8 protein-coding genes and 3 pseudogenes are annotated in these 20,226 nt (G+C 48.9%); 8 read left to right on the forward strand and 3 right to left on the reverse strand.

The genetic code is table 11. The features are described 5' to 3' along the window. Positions 1-156 precede the first annotated feature (156 nt). A pseudogene (locus Xsze_RS22700) lies at positions 157-407 on the forward strand (ISKra4 family transposase); the annotation flags it as partial. Positions 408-472: 65 nt separating this feature from the next. Here Xsze_RS22700 and Xsze_RS09805 read toward each other — a convergent pair. Continuing rightward, positions 473-1,804, reverse strand: a complete 1,332-nt coding sequence (locus Xsze_RS09805; protein WP_051462489.1) for a metallophosphoesterase — start codon at positions 1,802-1,804, stop codon at positions 473-475. 481 nt (positions 1,805-2,285) lie between these two features. Here Xsze_RS09805 and Xsze_RS09810 point away from each other — a divergent pair, with 481 nt between their 5' ends. Continuing rightward, complete coding sequence (locus Xsze_RS09810; RefSeq protein ID WP_051462488.1) at positions 2,286-3,089, forward strand: winged helix-turn-helix domain-containing protein; 804 nt, start codon at positions 2,286-2,288, stop codon at positions 3,087-3,089. A gap of 625 nt (positions 3,090-3,714) precedes the next feature. Here the strand turns inward: Xsze_RS09810 and Xsze_RS09820 are convergent. Beyond that, a pseudogene (locus tag Xsze_RS09820) lies at positions 3,715-4,025 on the reverse strand (helix-turn-helix domain-containing protein); the annotation flags it as partial. A gap of 206 nt (positions 4,026-4,231) precedes the next feature. Here Xsze_RS09820 and Xsze_RS22705 point away from each other — a divergent pair. The 5 genes and pseudogenes from Xsze_RS22705 to Xsze_RS09845 form a co-directional block, all read left to right on the forward strand. Continuing rightward, positions 4,232-4,393 (forward strand): annotated as a pseudogene (locus Xsze_RS22705) (integrating conjugative element protein); the annotation flags it as partial. Positions 4,394-4,850: 457 nt separating this feature from the next. Next, a complete protein-coding gene (locus Xsze_RS09830; RefSeq protein WP_099138960.1) occupies positions 4,851-6,548 on the forward strand; it encodes a ShlB/FhaC/HecB family hemolysin secretion/activation protein in 1,698 nt (565 codons plus the stop codon). Between the two features lie 11 nt (positions 6,549-6,559). Continuing rightward, a complete protein-coding gene (locus Xsze_RS09835; RefSeq protein ID WP_038242414.1) occupies positions 6,560-7,102 on the forward strand; it encodes a toxin-activating lysine-acyltransferase in 543 nt (180 codons plus the stop codon). Then, positions 7,099-18,507 (forward strand): hemagglutinin repeat-containing protein, encoded by an 11,409-nt coding sequence (locus tag Xsze_RS09840; RefSeq protein WP_099139119.1) that lies wholly within the window; start codon positions 7,099-7,101, stop codon positions 18,505-18,507. The genes Xsze_RS09835 and Xsze_RS09840 overlap by 4 nt, the downstream gene beginning before the upstream one ends. Then, positions 18,507-19,007, forward strand: a complete 501-nt coding sequence (locus Xsze_RS09845) for a contact-dependent growth inhibition system immunity protein (RefSeq protein WP_038234756.1) — start codon at positions 18,507-18,509, stop codon at positions 19,005-19,007. Before Xsze_RS09840 ends, Xsze_RS09845 begins: the two co-directional genes overlap by 1 nt. Positions 19,008-19,109: 102 nt before the next feature. On the opposite strand, the gene Xsze_RS21810 is transcribed toward Xsze_RS09845, so the two are convergent. Beyond that, positions 19,110-19,382: a hypothetical protein gene (locus Xsze_RS21810; protein ID WP_141557246.1), complete on the reverse strand. Its 273-nt coding sequence runs from the start codon at positions 19,380-19,382 to the stop codon at positions 19,110-19,112. 11 nt (positions 19,383-19,393) lie between these two features. Between Xsze_RS21810 and Xsze_RS22390 the strand changes: the two genes are divergently transcribed. Further along, positions 19,394-20,215: an RNase A-like domain-containing protein gene (locus Xsze_RS22390; RefSeq protein WP_244590070.1), complete on the forward strand. Its 822-nt coding sequence runs from the start codon at positions 19,394-19,396 to the stop codon at positions 20,213-20,215. Positions 20,216-20,226 lie beyond the last annotated feature (11 nt).

The raw sequence follows: 20,226 nt of genomic DNA on the forward strand, positions 1-20,226 counted from the left end.
TTGTGATTATTTTCTATATTAATCACTATCAGTCACTTGAATTACATTAATATTAATTTTTCATGGTTTATACTACAACCTAAAAGCAATGGTAACGAATAAATATATCTAAAGGGAGAGTATAAAAATCTGTTGGGCACTTATTATTCCTTTCCGTATGGGTATTATAAATTGCTATTAAAAAAGATGTATGCCTACATTAAAAATAACAGAGTAATAGATCCTAAATTATGGGGTGATGTCACGATGCGGAGAACCGATTTATTCATTTTTCTTAGAATCCACGATCAATGAAATCATCGCTAAGCGCAGGGTGATTTAAGAACCCGATTTGAGCATGAGTATCTGAGGCAATAAAATTAAATGAAGAAACGGATCACTATTTTACAGAAGTTGTTACAGCATAAGTGCCCCACTGATTTTTATGCTTTCTATAACCTATTTAGGGTTCCGGTGTGAAACCCTTGTTTTATTATTTTCCGCAAATAGAGCTGAATTGTTCTATAAACTTAGGATTTCCAGAACTACCATTGTATCTGGAAACTTGTATACACTTACCATCAACAGTAGCCACTAAATAGTCACCTTGAAATAGAGCGCCACTGTTATATAGCGGGATCCCGTATAAATCGGACTTTCCTGCAGAATGCGTATGACCAACAAAAATAACAATAACTTTATATTTTTCCAGAAGTTGTTTAAATTTATTCAGTTCATCTTGACTACTTTTTTTTATAAAATGGTCCTTGGCATCATGGAAGTTTAATATAATAGTTTTTCCCCGATTAGCCGCACTCTGCAAATCTTTTTCAAGCCATGATAGTGACGATTTTATTTTAGTGTCCGCACCAAATGTTGGGCTTAACGTAGTAGTATAAGTCGGGTAATTCTGGAGTTGAACATAATGCATATCCCCATAATCCCATGAATAAGCTAAACTTCCTGTTTTTTTATTTTCATCAAAATACGCGGAAAATACCTCCATGTTCATTTTTTTATATTCGTTAATTCTATCATTCATATCCCATACGGCTGATAATGCGCACCCATCAGAGCTGGGCTCACCTGTCGTTGTGCAATCACCCACATTATTAGCATAGTCATGATTCCCTAATCCAATGAAAAGTGTACTTGATAGTCTCGATGTGTAAATTTCATCAAAGCTTTCTCTGCTATCCCGTCTACCAAATTCAGTAATATCACCATTAACAATCCCAAATGCAAAATTCTTATCATTTTTTAATTTTTTTATGCTACTTGAAACCACCGCATTAAATGACTCCCATTCAGAACGGTCCTTGTTTGGGTTATTACTACTGGTATTTAAACGAAAAGGTTGAGGATCTGACATAATGAGAACATTATATTTTTTCGCTGCATTCTTTTCATTAACATAGACCGTATATGTGTTGCTCGCATCTTTTACACGATATATATTGTACAATTCATGTGGGTCATTTATCGACAAATCATTTTTAACAGAACCCCAATGTGATAAGCTCCAATAAACGTCAAAGCTTCCTTTATAAATTGAATATTCTACATTACCCTCAGTCCCTGCAGTTAAGGTTCCTTTAGTAGAAAATGAATCTCTTCCATAAGGCTGAATAGTTGATATAGGTTTGGAAACCCAGTTACCCCACTCTACATTTTTTCGAATGACAGAGAGGCTATATTGAGTGTTATTAACAACAGTGTATTTAACTATGTCATAGGTTTTAGTTGATAGATGTTCTTTGCTACTACTACATCCAAATAAGAATAATATTACTGCTAAGAATAAAATTCGATAGTTAGTGGCCATTTTTTAATCCATTGCTTGCGGTTTAATCTATTTTTTGGTGCGTAGAGTCGTACCGTTCAGATTATAAGTGTATACATCAATTGCATGAGTCACTCCATAAGCACACCCTACGATGAATGAATAACTCAACACTGACTTCTTGTAACTTTAGCTCCGTTTTCCCGTGTCACACTGCGTATCCAGTCAGGCATAGAACCTCTGTGACAACGACGACAATGATAGAGATTAAAACAAACAAACAAAACATTATACTTCCAATTATAATTAAAAAGGTTTTTATTCTTAATGAATGCATATTATAATAATTAACATCCAGTAATAATAAAAAAAACATACTAAGCAGCAGTTAATACTTCTTTAAAAACAGGGGGTAGATCATTACTCTTGTTAAATAAAACCATTGACGAGCAAATGGAAAATCTATAGATCTGTTGTCGGTTATTTTTTTAAATAAGATCTTAATCTGTTTGGAATCAAGTAATTGAAATACGTTATAAACTTTACCATCATATACTCACCTGCGGACAGGAAACTGTCATTACTCAACGATAGCAATCATGAAATCACACTATCAAACCAAGCGGCGCGGCTGCTGCTTGAAATGGTCACTAACAGCAATGAGACTCTCCATAGGGAAGATTTATTGAAAAGGGTTTGGGAGGATTATGGTTTTACACGTTCAAACAATAGCCTTAATGTCGCTGTAAGCGAGATTCGAAAATCATTTGAATCTTTGGGAAGAGATCCAAAGATTATCATTACCATTCCTAAAGTAGGTTTTCGTTTTGAGGGTACTGTAGAATCGGTCATTAAACAGAGTGAAAATAATACCTTTCCTATTGATGAAAGTGAAACGCAATTAAATCATCCCGTTGATAAAACTATTTTCATAAGACCAAAAAACCAACAAATAAAAAAAATCGTTATAGGCATGACATTCGTTTTCCTCTGTAGCTACGCTGCTTATGAAGCTTTTATTAAATTCAAACATCTAAACGTACGCCATGAAAAAACAACATTTCTTGATAGCATTGGAAAATGTGACATCTATGCATTGGGAGATCTCCCAATAGATGTGGGTGAAAATTATATTGATATAGCCAAACAAGATATCAACCAAGAAATTATTAATTGCGACCTCGCAAAAGGGAATATTTACTACAAAAGAACACGTAGTGGCAGTCAGGACATACAAATTAGTTTTATCAGTATATGTGGCTTAGATAAAGACAACAACACTAAAGACTGCAGAAGCATATTAAACAACATTGGTGTAAATCGATGAAAAAAAACATGGGTTATATATTGTGCTTTCATTGTTTTCCATTATTTTGTCAATAGTATTATTTGAAATTATCCATGTAGACAGTAAAAATAATAACATCGAGATTCGATGTGCGGGCGAGTTCACTTCACGTAGAAAAGTTAATAACACGGATCTAGCCAATTTAAATGAAAAAATTTTTTTATTTTTATATGGTAATGGGACAGGTTTTTTGACACAGACAGGTGTCCTGTCAATCGGTAATAAAAATCACATCATCAATCGTGAAGTGAAGTTTGATTACACTGATTTTGATAATGATCAGATATACATATTCAAAATTATCAATGTAACATTGCGTGCTAATGACAATATCCCACCTAAGGTTGATACGATATTCCCCATATTGGGAAAAGTGCCGTCATCCTCTTACCTAAATATTACGTCGGTTGATAAAGATCTTTACATTTTCAACGGGCTTTCGGGGCCTTTTTTCTTGTGTAAACGATTTTAAATACCCCAGCCCCCAAGTAAAGGGGGCTGTTCGGAGTGCTGCCTGGAACGTGTTTCGTTATAAAAAACGTATCTGTATTTATCTTCTATGGGACGTTTTAATCATGCCACTCCTCGCCATTCTCTGATGTAGCAGCCACCGGCGTATCGTTGAGGGATGGAGTTGGCATCCGGTTATCTCATTGACTTGTATCGCGAGCAGTTCACTGCTCCAGCGTGAACGTTGGTAACCAAACACTTCGAGGGAATGTGAAATCAGTTGGCGTAACAAAAGAGACAAATCGATTCAAATGGTCAGCGGCGTGGACGGCCGGAAGGAAGTGATCCCAAGCCTTCCAGGCCATAAAACGTATACCTGTTGATCCAACGACCGACAGAAGAACGGCTACAGTCAAGGGTCTCTGCGACATGGCTGACGTTGTCGCCACGGTGCAGCACGGGCATAAATGAGTTAGACCAAACGGCCAGAACGGGTCGCATCGCAAAATGAGAACTAACAGCCTGAACTCCGACTACCCCAAAAGGCCATCGTATTACTGACATTAATTTTCTGTTCCGGGAAATGAATTATGCATTGACCTTATGATTTCCGTTTATTAGCGTGATAAGGCTTATTAATGATCCGGTCGCTTGTGAGGATCACCTTCGGGCAGCGCGCCAATCCGGGGTTGTATGACATACTGACCAACGGGGTATTGTAGGCCAATGTGGCGTTCGATAAGGCCCTGTTCAACTGTCAGAACATGGCGAAAAGAATGATGGATTTTGCGCAGAACAACAAATGGAGCCAATCGGCCGTCTTGCAGGTGTATTACCCGAATATTGAGAGCGAATAATGAATTGTATTGGTATAGACGAAACCTGTTTTTTTTAAATGAAAAGTTTTTTCTCAAAGCCATTTTTATGGTAGCGAATTCAGCCATTTTTTACGGGAGAGATAAATATCATCTCTTAGATATATATTAAGCATTATCCTAATATTAGGAATTGTCTCAATTTTGCATAACGTGCATTGTGTTTTTATAACGAATTCACACTTTTTATGATTTATGGATATGAAATTAAAGGGTGATATCTGATGTATTATTATTTTAATTAATTGAATATAAACTAAATATCAAAAATTAATAATATATAAATAAACTAAATTCATTTATGTAATTTTAATTGATTTTATTTGTTTGAAAAATATTCAGATTAAATCATAATTCTCCCTCTCAAATTTTCCTCTCGATTGTTTAATAGTGCTAAATAACTTTTGGTTCAGCTATGGCAATTAATAGATACAAAACAAGAGTAGTCGCCTGCATTGCATATGGCTTTTTTATCATTCCGTCTGTACTGGCTGACGAACAGCCGTTTATCCATCAAAAACAACAACAGCAGGCGTTGGAACAAAGTCTGGAAGCCAGGGCACCCACTGTTCGCCTTGAGGAAAGCCCCGCATCAGTTTCCCGGTTGGCGTTTCCGAAGGAAACACCGTGTTTTGTTATCCATAAAGTGGCATTGTCTGGCCGGGATGCGTTGCCCCACTGGGTGCCGTTACAACGTTTGGCCAATCAGGCCAACGGGCAGTGTCTGGGGACGCAAGGTATTAGCTTGTTAATGGGCAACATGCAAAACCGGCTGATTGCCCACGGTTGGGTGACTACCCGGATAGTGGCTCCTGAGCAGGATCTGAGTCAGGGCGAACTCAGGTTTCACATCGTACCCGGTCAGGTACGACACCTTCGTTATGCCGATGATGCCGACACCTACGCCACGCTCTACACGGCCATGCCGGCCCGTGAAGGACGCTTGCTGGATTTACGTGATATTGAGCAGGGATTGGAAAATTTGCAGAGGCTGCCGAATGTGCAGGCCTCGATGGAACTGGTGCCGGGGGCGCAGCCCGGTGAAAGCGACATTGTGATTAAACGCCACCAGTCCCGTTTCTGGCATGTCGGGGCGTGGGTTGATAACAGCGGCAGCCAACCCACGGGAAGGACTCAGGGCGGACTGATGTGGGCGCTGGATAATCCAATGTCGCTGAGTGATTTGCTGTATGTGTCGATGACCCGGGATTTGGCTTTTTCCCATCGCAAGGATTCGACCAACTACACGGCGCACTATTCTGTGCCGTTCGGCTACTGGCAATTGGCGGTGACAGGCAGTCAATACACGTATGCGCAAACTGTCCCTCAGCCAAATGAAGAAGTGAAATACCGTGGGCGCAGTCAGAGCCTGAATGCCCAGTTAAGCCGGGTTCTGCATCGCAATGCCAGTGCGAAAACGACATTGACTTACGGGGTGAATGTCCGGCAAACCCGCAACTATATCAAACAGACTGAAATCGAAAGCCAAAAACGCCGTACCAGTAGCTGGAGTCTGGGGTTAAACCATCGCCATTATCTGAATTCGGCAGTACTGGATGCCGGGGGGCGTTACCAAAAAGGGACTCGTTGGTTCGGGGCCTTGCCAGCTTATGAAGAACGTCGTGATCCATCCTCTCCGGACTATGCCACGGCAAAAGCAGAAATTATCCAGCTTTCTGCGTCACTGACGACCCCCTTTACACTGGCAAAAGCACCGTTCGAACACCGTATCGACTACCTGAAGCAGTGGAGCAATACACCATTAACCCCGCAAGACCAGTTCAGCATCGGGAACCGCTGGACCGTGCGGGGATTTGATGGTGAACGCACATTAAGTGCCAGTGAGGGCTGGACGCTGCGCAATACCCTGTCTTGGAAAACCCCGCTGCCGGCACAGCAACTGTATGTGGGGGCCGATTATGGCCGGGTTGGCGGCCAAGGGGCCGACTGGATTATCGGCCGGACATTGGCCGGCGGCGTGATAGGGGTTAAAGGCCATATTCGCCCGGCCAATCTGGCGTATGACGTGTCCGTGGGCACACCGTTTTCCAAACCCGACGGGTTTAAAACCGACCGGGCTTATGTGGGTTTCAGCGTAAACTGGCAGTACTGAGGGGCAGTACCATGTTAATCGGTGATTATGAAGTGTATGCCCCCCATATGTTGGGGGGAAACGTCAATGAAACGGAAATGCTGGGTGCCGCGACCTGGCTTTGGATGCAGTCACCCCTGCACCAGAACGCCCCTTTGATGGCCTTGTCCACGCTGTTATTGCCCGTGATGAAAGCCGGACAGTACGTTTTGGTCACCCATAACGGGCAGCCGGTTTTTTACCTGAGTTATGCGTTTTTCGATGCGGAAAACGAACATCGTTATCTGACACAAGAGGATAACGCCCGTCTTTATCAACACTTACACGGCGGCAATCGGCTCTGGTTTTTAGAGTGGATGACGCCGTTCGGCCATAGCCGTGACATGGCGAACTTACTTCGGCGCGACATTTTTCCTTATCACTGTTACCGCGCCCTGTATCACAAAGGCAGTGAACGCGGCAGCGCACGCGTTATCCAGTTCAGGGGGCAGAGTGTCAGTCGTCAACAGGCGGCCCATTGGTGGCATGACCATCCCCTTACACATGACTTTCCCGCAAGAGACATTTCACGATGAACAGACATTTTTACCGAGTGGTTTTTAATAAGGCCCGTCAGATGCTGATGGTGGTTGCGGATATCGCCCGTAGCCATACGGCAGGGCAAACACGCGGTGGAATGTCGGGATCGACATCGTTGATCGCCCGTGTTTCCCTGACGCCGTTAGTCTTGGGTATTTCGCTGGCACTGGGGCTGGTCAGCCCCGCCGTACAGGCGCGCATTGTTGCCGACAATCATGCACCGGGGACGCAGCAACCCACCGTTATTTCGGCGGCCAATGGGGTCGCACAAGTCAATATTCAGACACCCAACAGTGATGGCGTGTCCCGTAACCAGTACAGCCAGTTTGATGTGGAGCAGCGTGGTGCCATCCTCAACAACAGTGGGGTGAACACGCAAACGGAACTGGGCGGGTTGATTACAGGGAACCCGTGGCTGGCACAGGGAGAAGCCCAAATCATCTTAAATGAGGTGAACAGCCGGGACCCAAGTCAATTGAATGGGTTTATTGAAGTGGCGGGCAAGCGGGCCGATGTGATTATTGCCAACCCGGCGGGGATTACCTGTCACGGTTGCGGCTTTATCAATGCCCGCCAGACCACTCTGGCAGCAGGCCAGACTATTCTGGAAAATGGCCGCCTGAAAGGGTTTGAAGTGGGAAATGGTATCCTGACCGTTGACGGCAAGGGGCTGAACGATACCCAGAGCGATTACACCCGGTTGATTGCCCGGGCAGTGAACATCAACGCCAAATTACATGCCCGGGATTTGACGGTCACGACCGGGCGTAATCACGTCGATGCGCAGGGCAATGTTGTTCAGGTCCATGAGGGAGATAATCAAAATAAACCGGCATTCAGTCTGGATGTGGCAGCCATTGGCGGCATGTATGCCAATAAAATTAAACTGGTCGGCACCGAACAGGGCGTGGGGGTTCGTAACGCGGGGCAACTGGGGGCGCAGGCGGGCAACCTGACGCTCAATAATAACGGGCAGCTCAGTAACCGTGGCACGATCACGGCGTCAGCCGATGTGGATCTTCAGAATCAAGGCAATCTCATTAATCAGGGTGAGATGACGGCAGGGCAAGATATGAAAATTCGTGCCCGTGACCATCTGGACAATCAGGGGCAGGTCAGGTCTGGTCGCCATCTGGATATCCGCAGTGCCTCCTTAGGCAATCAGGAAAATGGGGTATTGGCCGCGGGTATTGATCGTGACGGTAAACTGGCGCCAACAGGCAATCTCACGTTACACAGTGGGGGCAATGTCGCCAACCGCGGCCGGATTACGGCCGTAGACAATATGGATATTGATAATCAGGGCGATGTCACCACACAAGGCCAGATTATTGCCGGGGGGGAACTGGTAATCACATCTCAGGGCGCTATTGATAATCAGGGGCAGGTACGGGCAGGGCAGGATCATCAAGGCAGTTTGAGCCTAAAGAATAACGGAAAAGTCAGTAACAGCGGAATGCTCAGTGGACAAGTCAATGTCAGTGTTCAGAATCAGGGGAGCCTCACCAATCAGGGCGAAATGACCGCGGGACAGGACTTGAAAATTCGTGCCCGTGACCATCTGGATAATCACGGGCGGGTCAGATCTGGCCGCCAGTTGGATATCCGGAGCGCTTCCCTGGACAACCAGGAAAAGGGGGAACTGGCCGCGGGCATTGACCGTAACGGAAAACCGGCGCCAACAGGCGATTTCATTTTGCACAGTGAGGGTCATATCACTAACCGCGGTTTGATAACCGCCGCGGACAAGATGAAGATTGATAATCAAGGCAATCTTACCAATCAGGGTGAAATGACTGCGGGACAAGACTTAAAAATTGGTGCCCGTGACCATCTGGATAATGGGGGGCGGATCAGGTCTGGCGGGGACTTGGATATCCGGATCGCCTCCTTGGACAATCAGAAAAACGGGGTACTGGCCGCGGGCAGGGATCGTGACGGTAAACCGGCGCAAAAAGGCGATTTTACCCTGCGCAGTGAGGGCAATGTGACCAGCCACGGCCGGATAACGGCGGTGGGCAAAGTGTTTATCGACAATCAGGGCAATTTCACCCATCAGGGCGAGATGATCGCCGGACAGGACATGAAAATCCGTGCCCGTGATCATCTGGATAACGGAGGTCGGATCAGGTCTGGCAGCCATCTGGATATCCGAAGTGCGTCTTTGGGTAATCAGAAAAATGGGGAACTGGCCGCCGGTGTTGATTATGACGGTAAGCTGACGTCACAAGGCGATTTCATCCTGCACAGTAAGGGCAATGTGACCAGCCACGGCCGGATAGTGGCCGTGGACAACGTGGATATCGACAATCAGGGCAATTTCATCCATCAGGGTGAGGTGACCGCAGGGCAGGACATGAACATCCGTACCCGTGATCATCTGGATAACCAAGGACGGATCAAGGCTGGCCAACATCTGGATATCCGGAGTGCCACCTTGGCTAACCATGAAACGGGCGTATTGGCCGCCGGCATTGACCACGACGGCAAACCCACGCAAACAGGCGACTTCACCCTGAACAGTGAGGGCAATATCACTAACCGCGGCCTGATAACGGCCGCAGACAATCTGAAGCTCGACAATCAAGGCAATCTGACCAATCTAGGGGAGATGACCACCGGGCAGGACATGAACATCCATGCCCGCGATCATCTGGATAATCACGGACGGATCAAGGCTGGCCAACATCTGGATATCCGGAGCGCGTCTTTGGACAATCAGGAAAACGGGGAGCTGGCCGCCGGGGTTGACCGCGAAGGCAAACTGACACAACGGGGGAACTTCACGCTCAATAGCCAGGGTCATCTGTCCAATCAGGGCATCATCGCCGCCTCGGACAATGTGACGCTCGAAAACCAAAGGAATTTTCATCATCAGGGCAAAATCATGGCCGGTTTGGATGCCACCCTAAAAACCCGTGATCAGGTTACCCACCAGGGCCAGATATTGACCGGACGTCATTTCAGCAGCCAGAGCAATACATTCCACAGCCAGGCAGGCAGCATACTGGCCGCCGGGGTTGACCGTGACGGAAAACCGACCCAAACGGGCAACCTGACGGTCAATGCCCGTGAAACCGCGTCACTGCATGGTCACCATTTGGCGTCTGATACGCTATCTGTGGAGGCAAAAAACCTCTCGCTCAGGGGCAGCCAGACAGAAGGTAATGACCTGACGCTGACCTCCGCAACCCGGCTGAATTTACAGGATGCTTACCTCAGTGCCAACAAGGCGATGACTTTATCCGCACCGGAATGGATTGACAATCAGCGCGGTGAGCTGAATGCAGAGACGTTAGTACTCAATAGCCAACAGTTATTGAATAACGCAGGGCGCATGACCCAGACCGGGCAACATTCGCTCCGGTTGGAGCACGCTGCGGGCATTGAAAACAACGGCGGGACAATTGCCTCAAGCGGGCAGGATTTAATCCTCAAGGCCAAGACGGTAGCGAACCAAAAAGGCACACTGGCACATGCCGGCACCGGGGTATTTTCAGTGGATACGGCTGATTTTCAGGGGAAGGAAGGTCGTTTAATTTCTGACGGTGAGCTTGAACTGTCTGGCGGTCGTTATCAATTAAGCCGGGGGAGGGTATCGGCGCAGAGAATAACGGCGGACATCCAGTCACTCGACCATCGTCTGGGAAACATGATCCAGAGTGGGAAAAATCCCCTCACCCTGGCGATCCAGCAAGGGTTGGACAATCGCAGTGGCACAATCTCGGCCAATGGCACCGTCGATATCCGGGCCGATAATCTGGCAAATAATATCCTCACGGACACTGAACTCGGAAAAGACGACGTTCTGACCAAAGCAGAACTCAGCCATGCGCAGGGTAACATTGTCGCGGCTGAGGATGGCCGGTTGCAGATAAACGTCAAAAATGACGTGAATAATGAAGCCGGGCAATTACGGGCGTCTGACTCAGTGACAATATCGGCTTCGTCCATCCATAACCAACAGGGCCACATCAGTTCCTCAGGCGGGGATATTACGCTGACCACGGGGCAACTCAATAATGCTGCCGGCCATGTGACGGGAGCGCAAAACCTGCGCCTGACAACCGCCGCCATCAACAATGAAAAAGGCCAGATAAAGGCCGGCGATGTTGATGTCAACACCGGGAACCATCAACTGAACAATATTGCCGGGCAAGTGGCCGCCGAGCGGCGCATGACCCTGCAAACCGGTGAACTCCTTAACCAGGGCGGCCTGCTCCAAAGCGGGCAGGCATTGACCCTCAACACAAACGGACAGCACCTGGATAACCGGAACACCCACCTGTCCGGCGGGGTGTTCAGTCAGGGGGCCATGAACCTGACGGTGGGCAGGCTCAGTAACCAGTCCGGTCACATTGGCAGCGGTGCCGAACTGACCCTGACCGGGGACACTGTGACTAACCAGCAGGGGCAGATCCTGGGCGGAAAAAATACGGTGCTGACCGTAGCAGCGCTGAACAACAATCAGGGTTTGCTGCAAAGCGGCGGACAACTGACGTTGAACGCGCAGTCTGTGCTTAACCGAAACAGTGGCCTTCAACAAGGGATCACCAGTAAACAGGCGATGATCCTGAATACCCAAATGCTGGATAACGCGCAGGGGGTTATGGTGTCGGCGGATAGACTTCACATCAAAACGGCACAGATGAACAACCGGCAGGGCATCATGAAGGCGCAGACGACCCTCAATCTGGTCAGTCAGGGGCTGGATAACCGGTCCGGCCGGATTGAATCCGAGCAGGCGATGTTTATCGATACGCAAGGGAAAACACTGTCCAATGTTGAGGGAAAATTAAACAGTCAGGGTCGGTTGACGGTGCGCAGTGGCGATTTGGATAACCGCAGGGGCGTATTGCACGGTCAGTCAGGGATAGAGGTTGGGGTTAATCAACTGGATAACCGGGAAAACGGCAAACTGCTGAGTGAAGCTGACCTTAAGCTTGAGGCCGATAACGTCTGGAATCAGCAGGGACAGATAGTGGCACTCAACCACCTGACGATGACGGTGAATGCCACACCGACCAGCCCGGACGAGATCACGTTTAATAACCGCGCCGGTTTGCTGCGCAGCGGGGGCAATATTGACCTGTCTGCGCACCACATCAATAACGCAGATACCCGACAACCCGATCAGGGCATGGAAGGGCGAACGCTGACTCTCCGCGGGAATACCCTGAATAATACACAAGGACAGCTGGTTGCCACCGAAAATGCGGACTTAACGCTGCAATCGGTACTGAATAACCATCAGGGGCAGATGCAGGCCAATCAAATCCTGAAGGCACGCGGAAAAGCGCTGGCCGTCATAAACACGCAAGGGGATATCAAAGCAGGGCAGGGTCTGGTCGTGGAGGCCGATGCCCTGAGTGGTGACGGTAAGCTTCGGTCACTCGGCGATATCACTCTGAATCTGCTTAAAGACTTTATCCATACCGGTGAACTCATTGCCAATGGTCAACTGACGCTCACCAGTCAGGGCGATATCACGAACCGCAATACCATCAGTGCGGCGACTTTATTGGGGCACGCGGTCAATCTGACCAATGACGCCACCGGTAAAATATGGGGGCAACATCAGCAATGGACCGTTCAGAACACGGTGAACAACCGTGGGCTGATAGACGGTGCCCAAACCTATTTGAAAGCCGCACAGTTGACCAATCAGGGCACCGGCCGCCTTTATGGCGACCATATTGCGCTGGATGCCCGCAAACTTGACAATCTGGCAGAAAAGGGAAAGTCGGCCGTGATCGCGGCGCGCCATCGACTGGATATGGGTGCCGATGAACTTAACAACACAACGCACAGCCTCATTTACAGTGAGGGAGACGTGTCCATTGGGGGACAACTGGACAGTCAGTACCGTGCCACGGGGAAAGGTCAGGTACTCAATAACCACAGCGCCAACATTGAAGCCGTCGGGAACATGCGACTGGGCATGGAAAAAATCAATAACGTGAATGACCATTTCAGCACAGAGATGCAGCTTATCTCACAAGAGCCGGTGAAGGAATATCAGGTCGGGGGCACACGTTATCCTGTCAAAGACCACAAGATAACCATCGATAATGATGAAGTGGATCATGCCTGTGTCGATGATATGCCATGCCGGGATAACTTTCAGGTGTACCAGTACACCCGGACAATAGAAGAATCCCGGGTAAAAGAAACCGATCCGGCGAAAATGCTGGCCGGTAAAGATCTGGTCATAGAGACGACCGTACTGACCAATGATAAAAGTCAGGTCGTTGCCGGCGGCGGACTGACGGTGACCGGGGGAAAAATTGACAATATTGACGTGCAGGGTGAACGGCATGTGACGGATAAAGGCCAGATTGAGTATTTCTGGCGCATCCAGAAAAAAGGCCGGGACAATCAGGGCTGGCGTTCAGAACGTTATGAACCCAACCCTGAGATCCATGCCATCACGCTGACGCCGGGCACCGTTGAGGCGCAACAAGGCAAGGTTGAATTGAAGGGTCAGCGCCCGGAAGCGTATCAGGGCGAACAGGCACACCTTGATGCTATCACCGGTTCTCCCGTCAATGCGCGTTTTGCCAATGAGGAGGTAATGGTTTCTGACGCGGTCTTAAGGGCACCCCAACGGTTGGACATCGTGAGTGCGGAGCCGACCGCCGTCGGCGAAAAACCGGTGGTGATCCGGACGGAAGCCCCGCATTATCGCCTGCCGGATAACAGCCTGTTTAAAGTGAACCTGCCGTTGAACAATACGTTGTTAACTCCGTCACCGACAACCGAAAAGATCTCTGGCGAGTTGGCGCAGGATCGGCCGACAGCGCCTGATAACCCTGTTGTGCCATTGCCTGAACACCGTGGCAACCCGTTTGTGGTACCGGAACCGGACAATCAGGTCTTGGTGGAAACCGATCCGCAGTTTACCCAACTGAAAAAATGGCTGGGGACGGACTATATGCAACAGGCATTGCAGACCGATCACAATCAGTTGCATAAACGCCTGGGCGACGGCTTTTATGAACAGCACCTGCTGCGTGAGCAAATCGTGAACCTGACGGGCAGACGGTATCTGCCGGGTTACCGGAATGATGAAGAACAGTTCAAGGCGTTGATGAATGCCGGATTGCGTGCCCAGAAAACCTTTAACCTGGTGCCCGGGATCGCGCTCAGTGCGGAGCAAATGGCCCGCCTGACCGAAGACATGGTGTGGCTGGTGAATACCCCTGTGACCCTGTCGGATGGCCGTCAACAAACGGTGTGGGTGCCGCAGGTGTATGTCCGTACTCAAGGCGGGACACTGGATGGCACCGGTGCCTTGCTGAGCGGCAATCAGGTTAATCTGCAATTGTCCGGTGATTTGCTGAATCAGGGGAAAATTGTTGGTCAGGATCTCAGCCTGTTGGCTGACAATATCCGCAATCAAAGCGGCCATATGCAGGGGGATAACCTGTCCTTGTTGGCGCGAACCGATCTGGTGCAACGGGGCGGTGCCCTTCGTGCCGATAAGTCGCTGACGATGCAGGCCGGGAATCATGTCGATATTGCCAGTACCACACGTTCGGGCGAAAATCAGGCCGGCAGCGGCCGTTTCAGTTCGACCTATGTGGATAATGTGGCCGGCATTTATGTGCAAGGTGACGATGGCAAACTGCATCTTCAGGCCGGAAACGACATTCACCTGTCTGCGGCGCACTTGGTGACGCAAGGGAAACGCAGTGAGATCCAACTGGACGCCGGACGGGATATTCAATTCGGCACCGCGAAAACGACCCGTTATGAACACACGGAGGCGGGGCGTGATCACCGTGTGACCCAAACCACTGCTGATGAAGTCGGCGCCGTGGTACAGGGAGCTGGCCAAATTAAGATGCAGGCCGGGCGTGATGTTCAGCTCCGTGCAGCAGAGGTGACCGCCGGCGATAATCTGCATCTTGGCGCGGGTCGTGATGTGACGGTGTCAGCAGGCGAACAACAGCAAACCCACGATGAATACCACAAGGTCAAGGGCAGTAATAGCCTGGTGTCGTCAAAAACCACGACGACCCGGTTCCAGTATGACCGTCAACAGGCCCGGAGCAGTACCCTGAGTGGGGATGCCGTTAAGGTCGAGGCCGGAAACGACATTACCGTGGGCGGCAGCAATGTGGTCGGTACACAGGCTGTCACGCTGAACGCGGGCCATAACCTGAACATCACCACCGCGAGAGAGAAAAACCACGAGTTTTATCACCAGGAAGAGAAAAAATCGGGTTTGATGGGCACGGGCGGCATTGGGTTTACGGTGGGCAGCTCGGCACTGAAACAATCCACTGACCGTGATGCCGTGCAGTATAAAGGCAGTACCGTCGGCAGCAGTGACGGCAGTGTTTCCTTGAGTGCGAATCATCAGGCTAGCGTGCACGGCAGCGATGTGGTGGCCGGGAAAGACCTGGATATTCAGGGTAAAGACGTGCTGATAAGCGCCGCGAAAAACACCCATACCGAACTGAGCAAAACCGAACAGAAACAATCGGGCCTGACGCTGGCGCTGTCCGGGGCGGTCGGGAGTGCGCTGAATACCGCAGTGCAGACGGCCAACGATGCGAAAGACACGCAGGACAGCCGACTGAAAGCCCTGAAAGGCACCCAGGCGGCATTATCGGGTGTCCAGGGCTATCAGGCCTACCAGCTCAGTGAAGCGAATGCCGCTAAAGCCGATGCCATCAACCAGGCAGGCGGTGAGGCGAAAAAACCGGATGATACCATTGGCATTCAGCTCTCTTACGGCAGCCAATCGTCGAAATCCGACACCCGGGTGGATACCACCGATTCGCAGGGCAGTCACCTGAATGCGGGGCGGGACATCCGCATCACCGCCACCGGTGACCCGGCGGAAGAAAACGGCGGTCATCTCCACATTCAGGGCAGCGGGCTGAAAGCGGGACGGGATGTTGCCCTGGACGCGAAACAGGATATCGTGTTGGAGTCTGCGGAAAATACCCAAACAACCCGTGGCAAGAACAGCAGCCAGGGCGGCAGTGTGGGTGTGGGACTGACCGCCGGTCAGGGCGGTTACGGCATCAAATTCTCCGCCAGTGTCAACAAGGGCAAGGGGCATGAAACCGGCGACGGCGTGACCCATACTGAAACGCTGATTGATGCCGGCCATCAGGTCAGTTTGAAATCCGGTCAGGATACCACTCTTAAAGGCGCGCAGGTCAGCGGGGAAAAAGTCACGGCGGAAGTAGGGCGCAACCTGCACCTGCAAAGTGAGCAGGACAAGGACAATTTTGAGGCCAAACAGGAAAACATCAGCGCAGGGGCAAGCTTCACCTATGGCTCAATGAACGGTTCGGCCAGTGTGAACGCCAGCCGCGACAAACTGCACAGCAAATTCGAGTCCGTCAACGAACAGACAGGCATTTTTGCCGGCAAGGGCGGCTTTGATATCAAGGTGGGGGAACATACCCAGCTTGACGGCGCGGTGATTGCCAGCACGGCAGAAAAAGAGAAAAACCGACTGGAGACCGGTACGCTGGGCTTCAGTGACATCGACAACCAGGCGGAATTTAAAACAGAGCATCAAAGTGCTGGTTTCAGCACCAGTGGCTCCATGGGCAGCCAGATTGGCCAGCAGCTGGCCACCAATATGGCTTCCAATATGCTGGGCGGCACTAACAAGGATAAAAACCAATCGTCCACGACCCATGCGGCGGTCAGCGACGGTACGCTTATCCTCCGTGACGCGGATAAACAGCAGCAGGATGTAGCCACCCTCAGCCGCGATACTGAGAACGCCGCGAACAGCCTGACACCGATATTTGATAAGGAGAAAGAGCGCCAACGTCTGGCACAAGCCCAGGCCATTGCAGAAATCGGCAATCAGGCGATGGACATCTACAATACGCAGGAAGCGATTGCGGCGACGAAAACCGCCACGGCCGCGATGAAAGACCCGCAGCGGCAGCAGGCACTGAAAGCGGATGCGGAAACCCAACTGAGAAATGAAAACAAGGAAATTAATGCCAAAACCGTTGCTGCCCGAGCCTATGACATCGCGTATGATAAGGCGCTTGAAAATCAGGGCGCGGCCATCGGCGGTGAGCGACGTCAGGCGGTGACGGCCGTCGTCACGGCGTTGCAGGGACTGGCTGGCGGAGATATCAAGGCAGCCATTGCCAGCGGTGCAGCCCCTTATTTGGCGAATGCCGTCAAAGGGCTGACGTATGGTTATAAAACGGAATATAGCCAGCTCACGCCGGAAGAAAAAGCCACTCACCTGCTGGCGCACGCGATTTTAGGGGGGGTCATCGCGGAGATGAAAGGCGGCTCAGCAACCGCCGGTGCCATGGGAGCCGCAGGGGGCGAACTGGCGGCTTCTGCCATTGCCGGAGTACTTTATTCGGGCAAAGCCATAGAAGAATTGTCCCCGGATGAGAAGGAAAAAGTCAGTAACTTGTCTACCCTGGCAGGTGGGATAGCGGCAGGACTGGCGACAAATTCCACGGCAGGGGGAGTTGATGGGGCGCAGACTGCGAAGAACGCCGTTGAGAATAACTATTTGCATGTGGAGCAAGCATTAGAATTTGATAAAGAAATGCAACAATGTCGTGTATCTGGTGAGGATTGCCAACCGATTGTTGATAAATGGGAAAAGATTAGTAATAAACAAAGTGAGCAACTCGATGCTAATCTAAAAGATAAGCCCCTTGTCGCTATTGAATGGGACAAAGAGCGCGCATATGGTGGAATTCAGGCTACAGAAAGACCCCAATGGGTAGGCGATATTTTTGGTCTGGATGTTATGCGAAATGAGGATGCGAAAGCTTATGTTGCCTATTGGAATGCTATTGATATTGCAAAAGTGGATATGAATAGCCCTAGCTGGGCTAAATTCGCAACTTTTGCAGCAGATCCAGAAAATCAGGCATTACTAGTTGGTGGAGGCTTATTAACTAAAGATTTAATCAAAGCAACCACATCTTACTTAAGTCGTAATTCAGCATCTAGGGCTATCAGTGCATCAGAAATTGGTATGCAGTGGGGACAGGGAAATATGAAGCAGGGAATGCCGTGGGAAGATTATGTTGGTAAGGCATTACCAACCGATGCTCGTTTGCCGAAAAATTTTAAAACCTTTGATTACTATGATGGCGCAACTAAAACAGCAATCAGCGCCAAGTCAATGGATACTCAGACAATGGCTAAGCTGGCTAAACCTAATCAGATCTACAGTTCGATTAAAGGAAATATTGATGCTGCTGCAAAGTTTGAGAAATCGGCTCTTTCAGGTCAACAAATAAACTCGTCAATGATTTCTCATAGAGAAATTCAGTTGGCCGTGCCTGCTAATACGACCAAAACACAATGGATCGAAATCAACAGAGCCATTGAATATGGTAAGAGTCAAGGTGTAACAGTCAAAGTAACACAGGTGAAATGATGAAATTTAATCAAGATCAGGATTATTGGGTCAATATTTACAGCACTGGAGAGTTCATCAGTGTAGAAACTTATTCAGGATTTGGGAGAGTTGGAGCAGATCCGCTTTTTCCGCCTCATTTACTCTCACCAGATACTGATGATAAGCGTCTTGGTGAGGTAATCCTTCAGGCGTTATTGAATAGCCGAACATTAACTGAACCTGAAGATCGCGTGACTTTTTTCGACCTTGAGAAAGGGAAAGAACAGTACGCAGCTTGGGTAGCTATGTTGATGGGTAAATACGGTTATAAATCCCAAAAAGCCTTGTTCAAAAATATGAAAAACTGTGGGATTCACTGTGTGAATGGTTTAATAACTATATCGCCAACACGCCATGAAAAATTGGAGAGGTGGGGAAGAGAGAAAAATGATGGTATTGAAGATGTTGTCCTTTCTGTTGAGCATTCCCCTGAAGAAATCGGAGCGGGTCTGCGGCAGGCTTTAAGTCGTTGTCGATAAAAATCAACCATTGGATGAGCACGATGCACTAGGGGTTGACGATCTTCCCTTCTGGTTTCGTTAAAATCTGATAATTACCTAGAACTTGAAATCTCTCAATACTTATTGAGGGATTTTTTTCGGAAGTTTCTGGGTAAAACTGCCTTGACCTAGCAGACAAAACAGGCGTTCAGGGGCAAAAAGTGCGTCAGGGATTTTTGGGTTCAGCGGTGAAAATGCATCGGTAAAATCAGCCTGTAATTGGCTGAATGCACAGGGAAAATCGGCTTTCGTCGGTGAAGTTCGCGATGGAGTGAGTTGTTGTTGAGAATAACTTCCTGACCCCGGAAACTGCCCCGAAAGGCCTGATGGAATATGGGCAGGCCCAAAGTTCACTCGCCGTGCAGATGATCAAGGAAGGGGCAACCCCGGATGAATTATCGGAAGCACTGGCGAAACAGGCTCGGGGCACCCACCCGGAAGGGCAAGATCCTGTCAAGGGCTTGCTTGTTGCGTGGGGGAACTTCTTTGGCGTGCCACTGGATGTGGTGATGTCCAATGAACAGATGACACCCGAGAAAGCGGCTGAAATTGTGAGCAGTGGTATCCCGACCAGTGAAGCGAAGGTGATGCAGTATGTGGCGGCGAAGACCTTTTTGGCCCTGACTAAACATTCGGGAGCAAGCAATAAAACCGAAAATCCACTGCCGCAATGGAGTACCGGTGAAGGGAAATATAGCCCGAAAAACCAGGGTACAGTCACAAATGTTGAATCTCAGGCAGGTCAATTTGACGGAAAGTCAACCTTTAACGCAAAGGGTGAGGTGACCCAAGGTACTACTGTCAAAGCAGAAACAACCAGGACATTAATATATCATGAGAATTTTGGTGGTCATGCGATAGAAAGGCATGTTGGCAAATCGGATGCTCAATTACTTGCTAGGTTCAAGAATGATCCAAGAGTATTAGCATCATCAACATTCACTGATATGAAAACCGCAGAATGGGCAATAGGTAATGGTATAGCAGCAAATAGAGAAAAATTAACTACTTTTATGGCAGGAAATGACACAAGAATGGTGCTTAATCATAAAATGCCAGTGAATGTAGGGCGAGTGATACCAAAAGGCAGCACAAAGTCTCATGAGTCAAACAATATAGTGATTGTTATTGATAAAGATCCTTTAATGCCTAACGGTTATCGTATCCAAACTGCTTACCCTAAATAAATTGGGAGAAA

Origin of the sequence: Xenorhabdus szentirmaii DSM 16338 (genome assembly GCF_002632585.1) — a bacterium.
Taxonomy (GTDB): Bacteria; Pseudomonadota; Gammaproteobacteria; order Enterobacterales; family Enterobacteriaceae; genus Xenorhabdus; species Xenorhabdus szentirmaii.

What these genes read in the sequence shown, in the direction of transcription:
- Xsze_RS09805 (WP_051462489.1), bottom strand. Translation starts at nt 1,804, where the DNA reads ATGGCCACTAACTATCGAATTTTATTCTTAGCAGTAATATTATTCTTA.
- Xsze_RS09830 (WP_099138960.1), top strand. Translation starts at nt 4,851, where the DNA reads ATGGCAATTAATAGATACAAAACAAGAGTAGTCGCCTGCATTGCATAT.
- Xsze_RS09835 (WP_038242414.1), top strand. Translation starts at nt 6,560, where the DNA reads ATGTTAATCGGTGATTATGAAGTGTATGCCCCCCATATGTTGGGGGGA.
- Xsze_RS09840 (WP_099139119.1), top strand. Translation starts at nt 7,099, where the DNA reads ATGAACAGACATTTTTACCGAGTGGTTTTTAATAAGGCCCGTCAGATG.
- Xsze_RS09845 (WP_038234756.1), top strand. Translation starts at nt 18,507, where the DNA reads ATGAAATTTAATCAAGATCAGGATTATTGGGTCAATATTTACAGCACT.
- Xsze_RS22390 (WP_244590070.1), top strand. Translation starts at nt 19,394, where the DNA reads ATGATCAAGGAAGGGGCAACCCCGGATGAATTATCGGAAGCACTGGCG.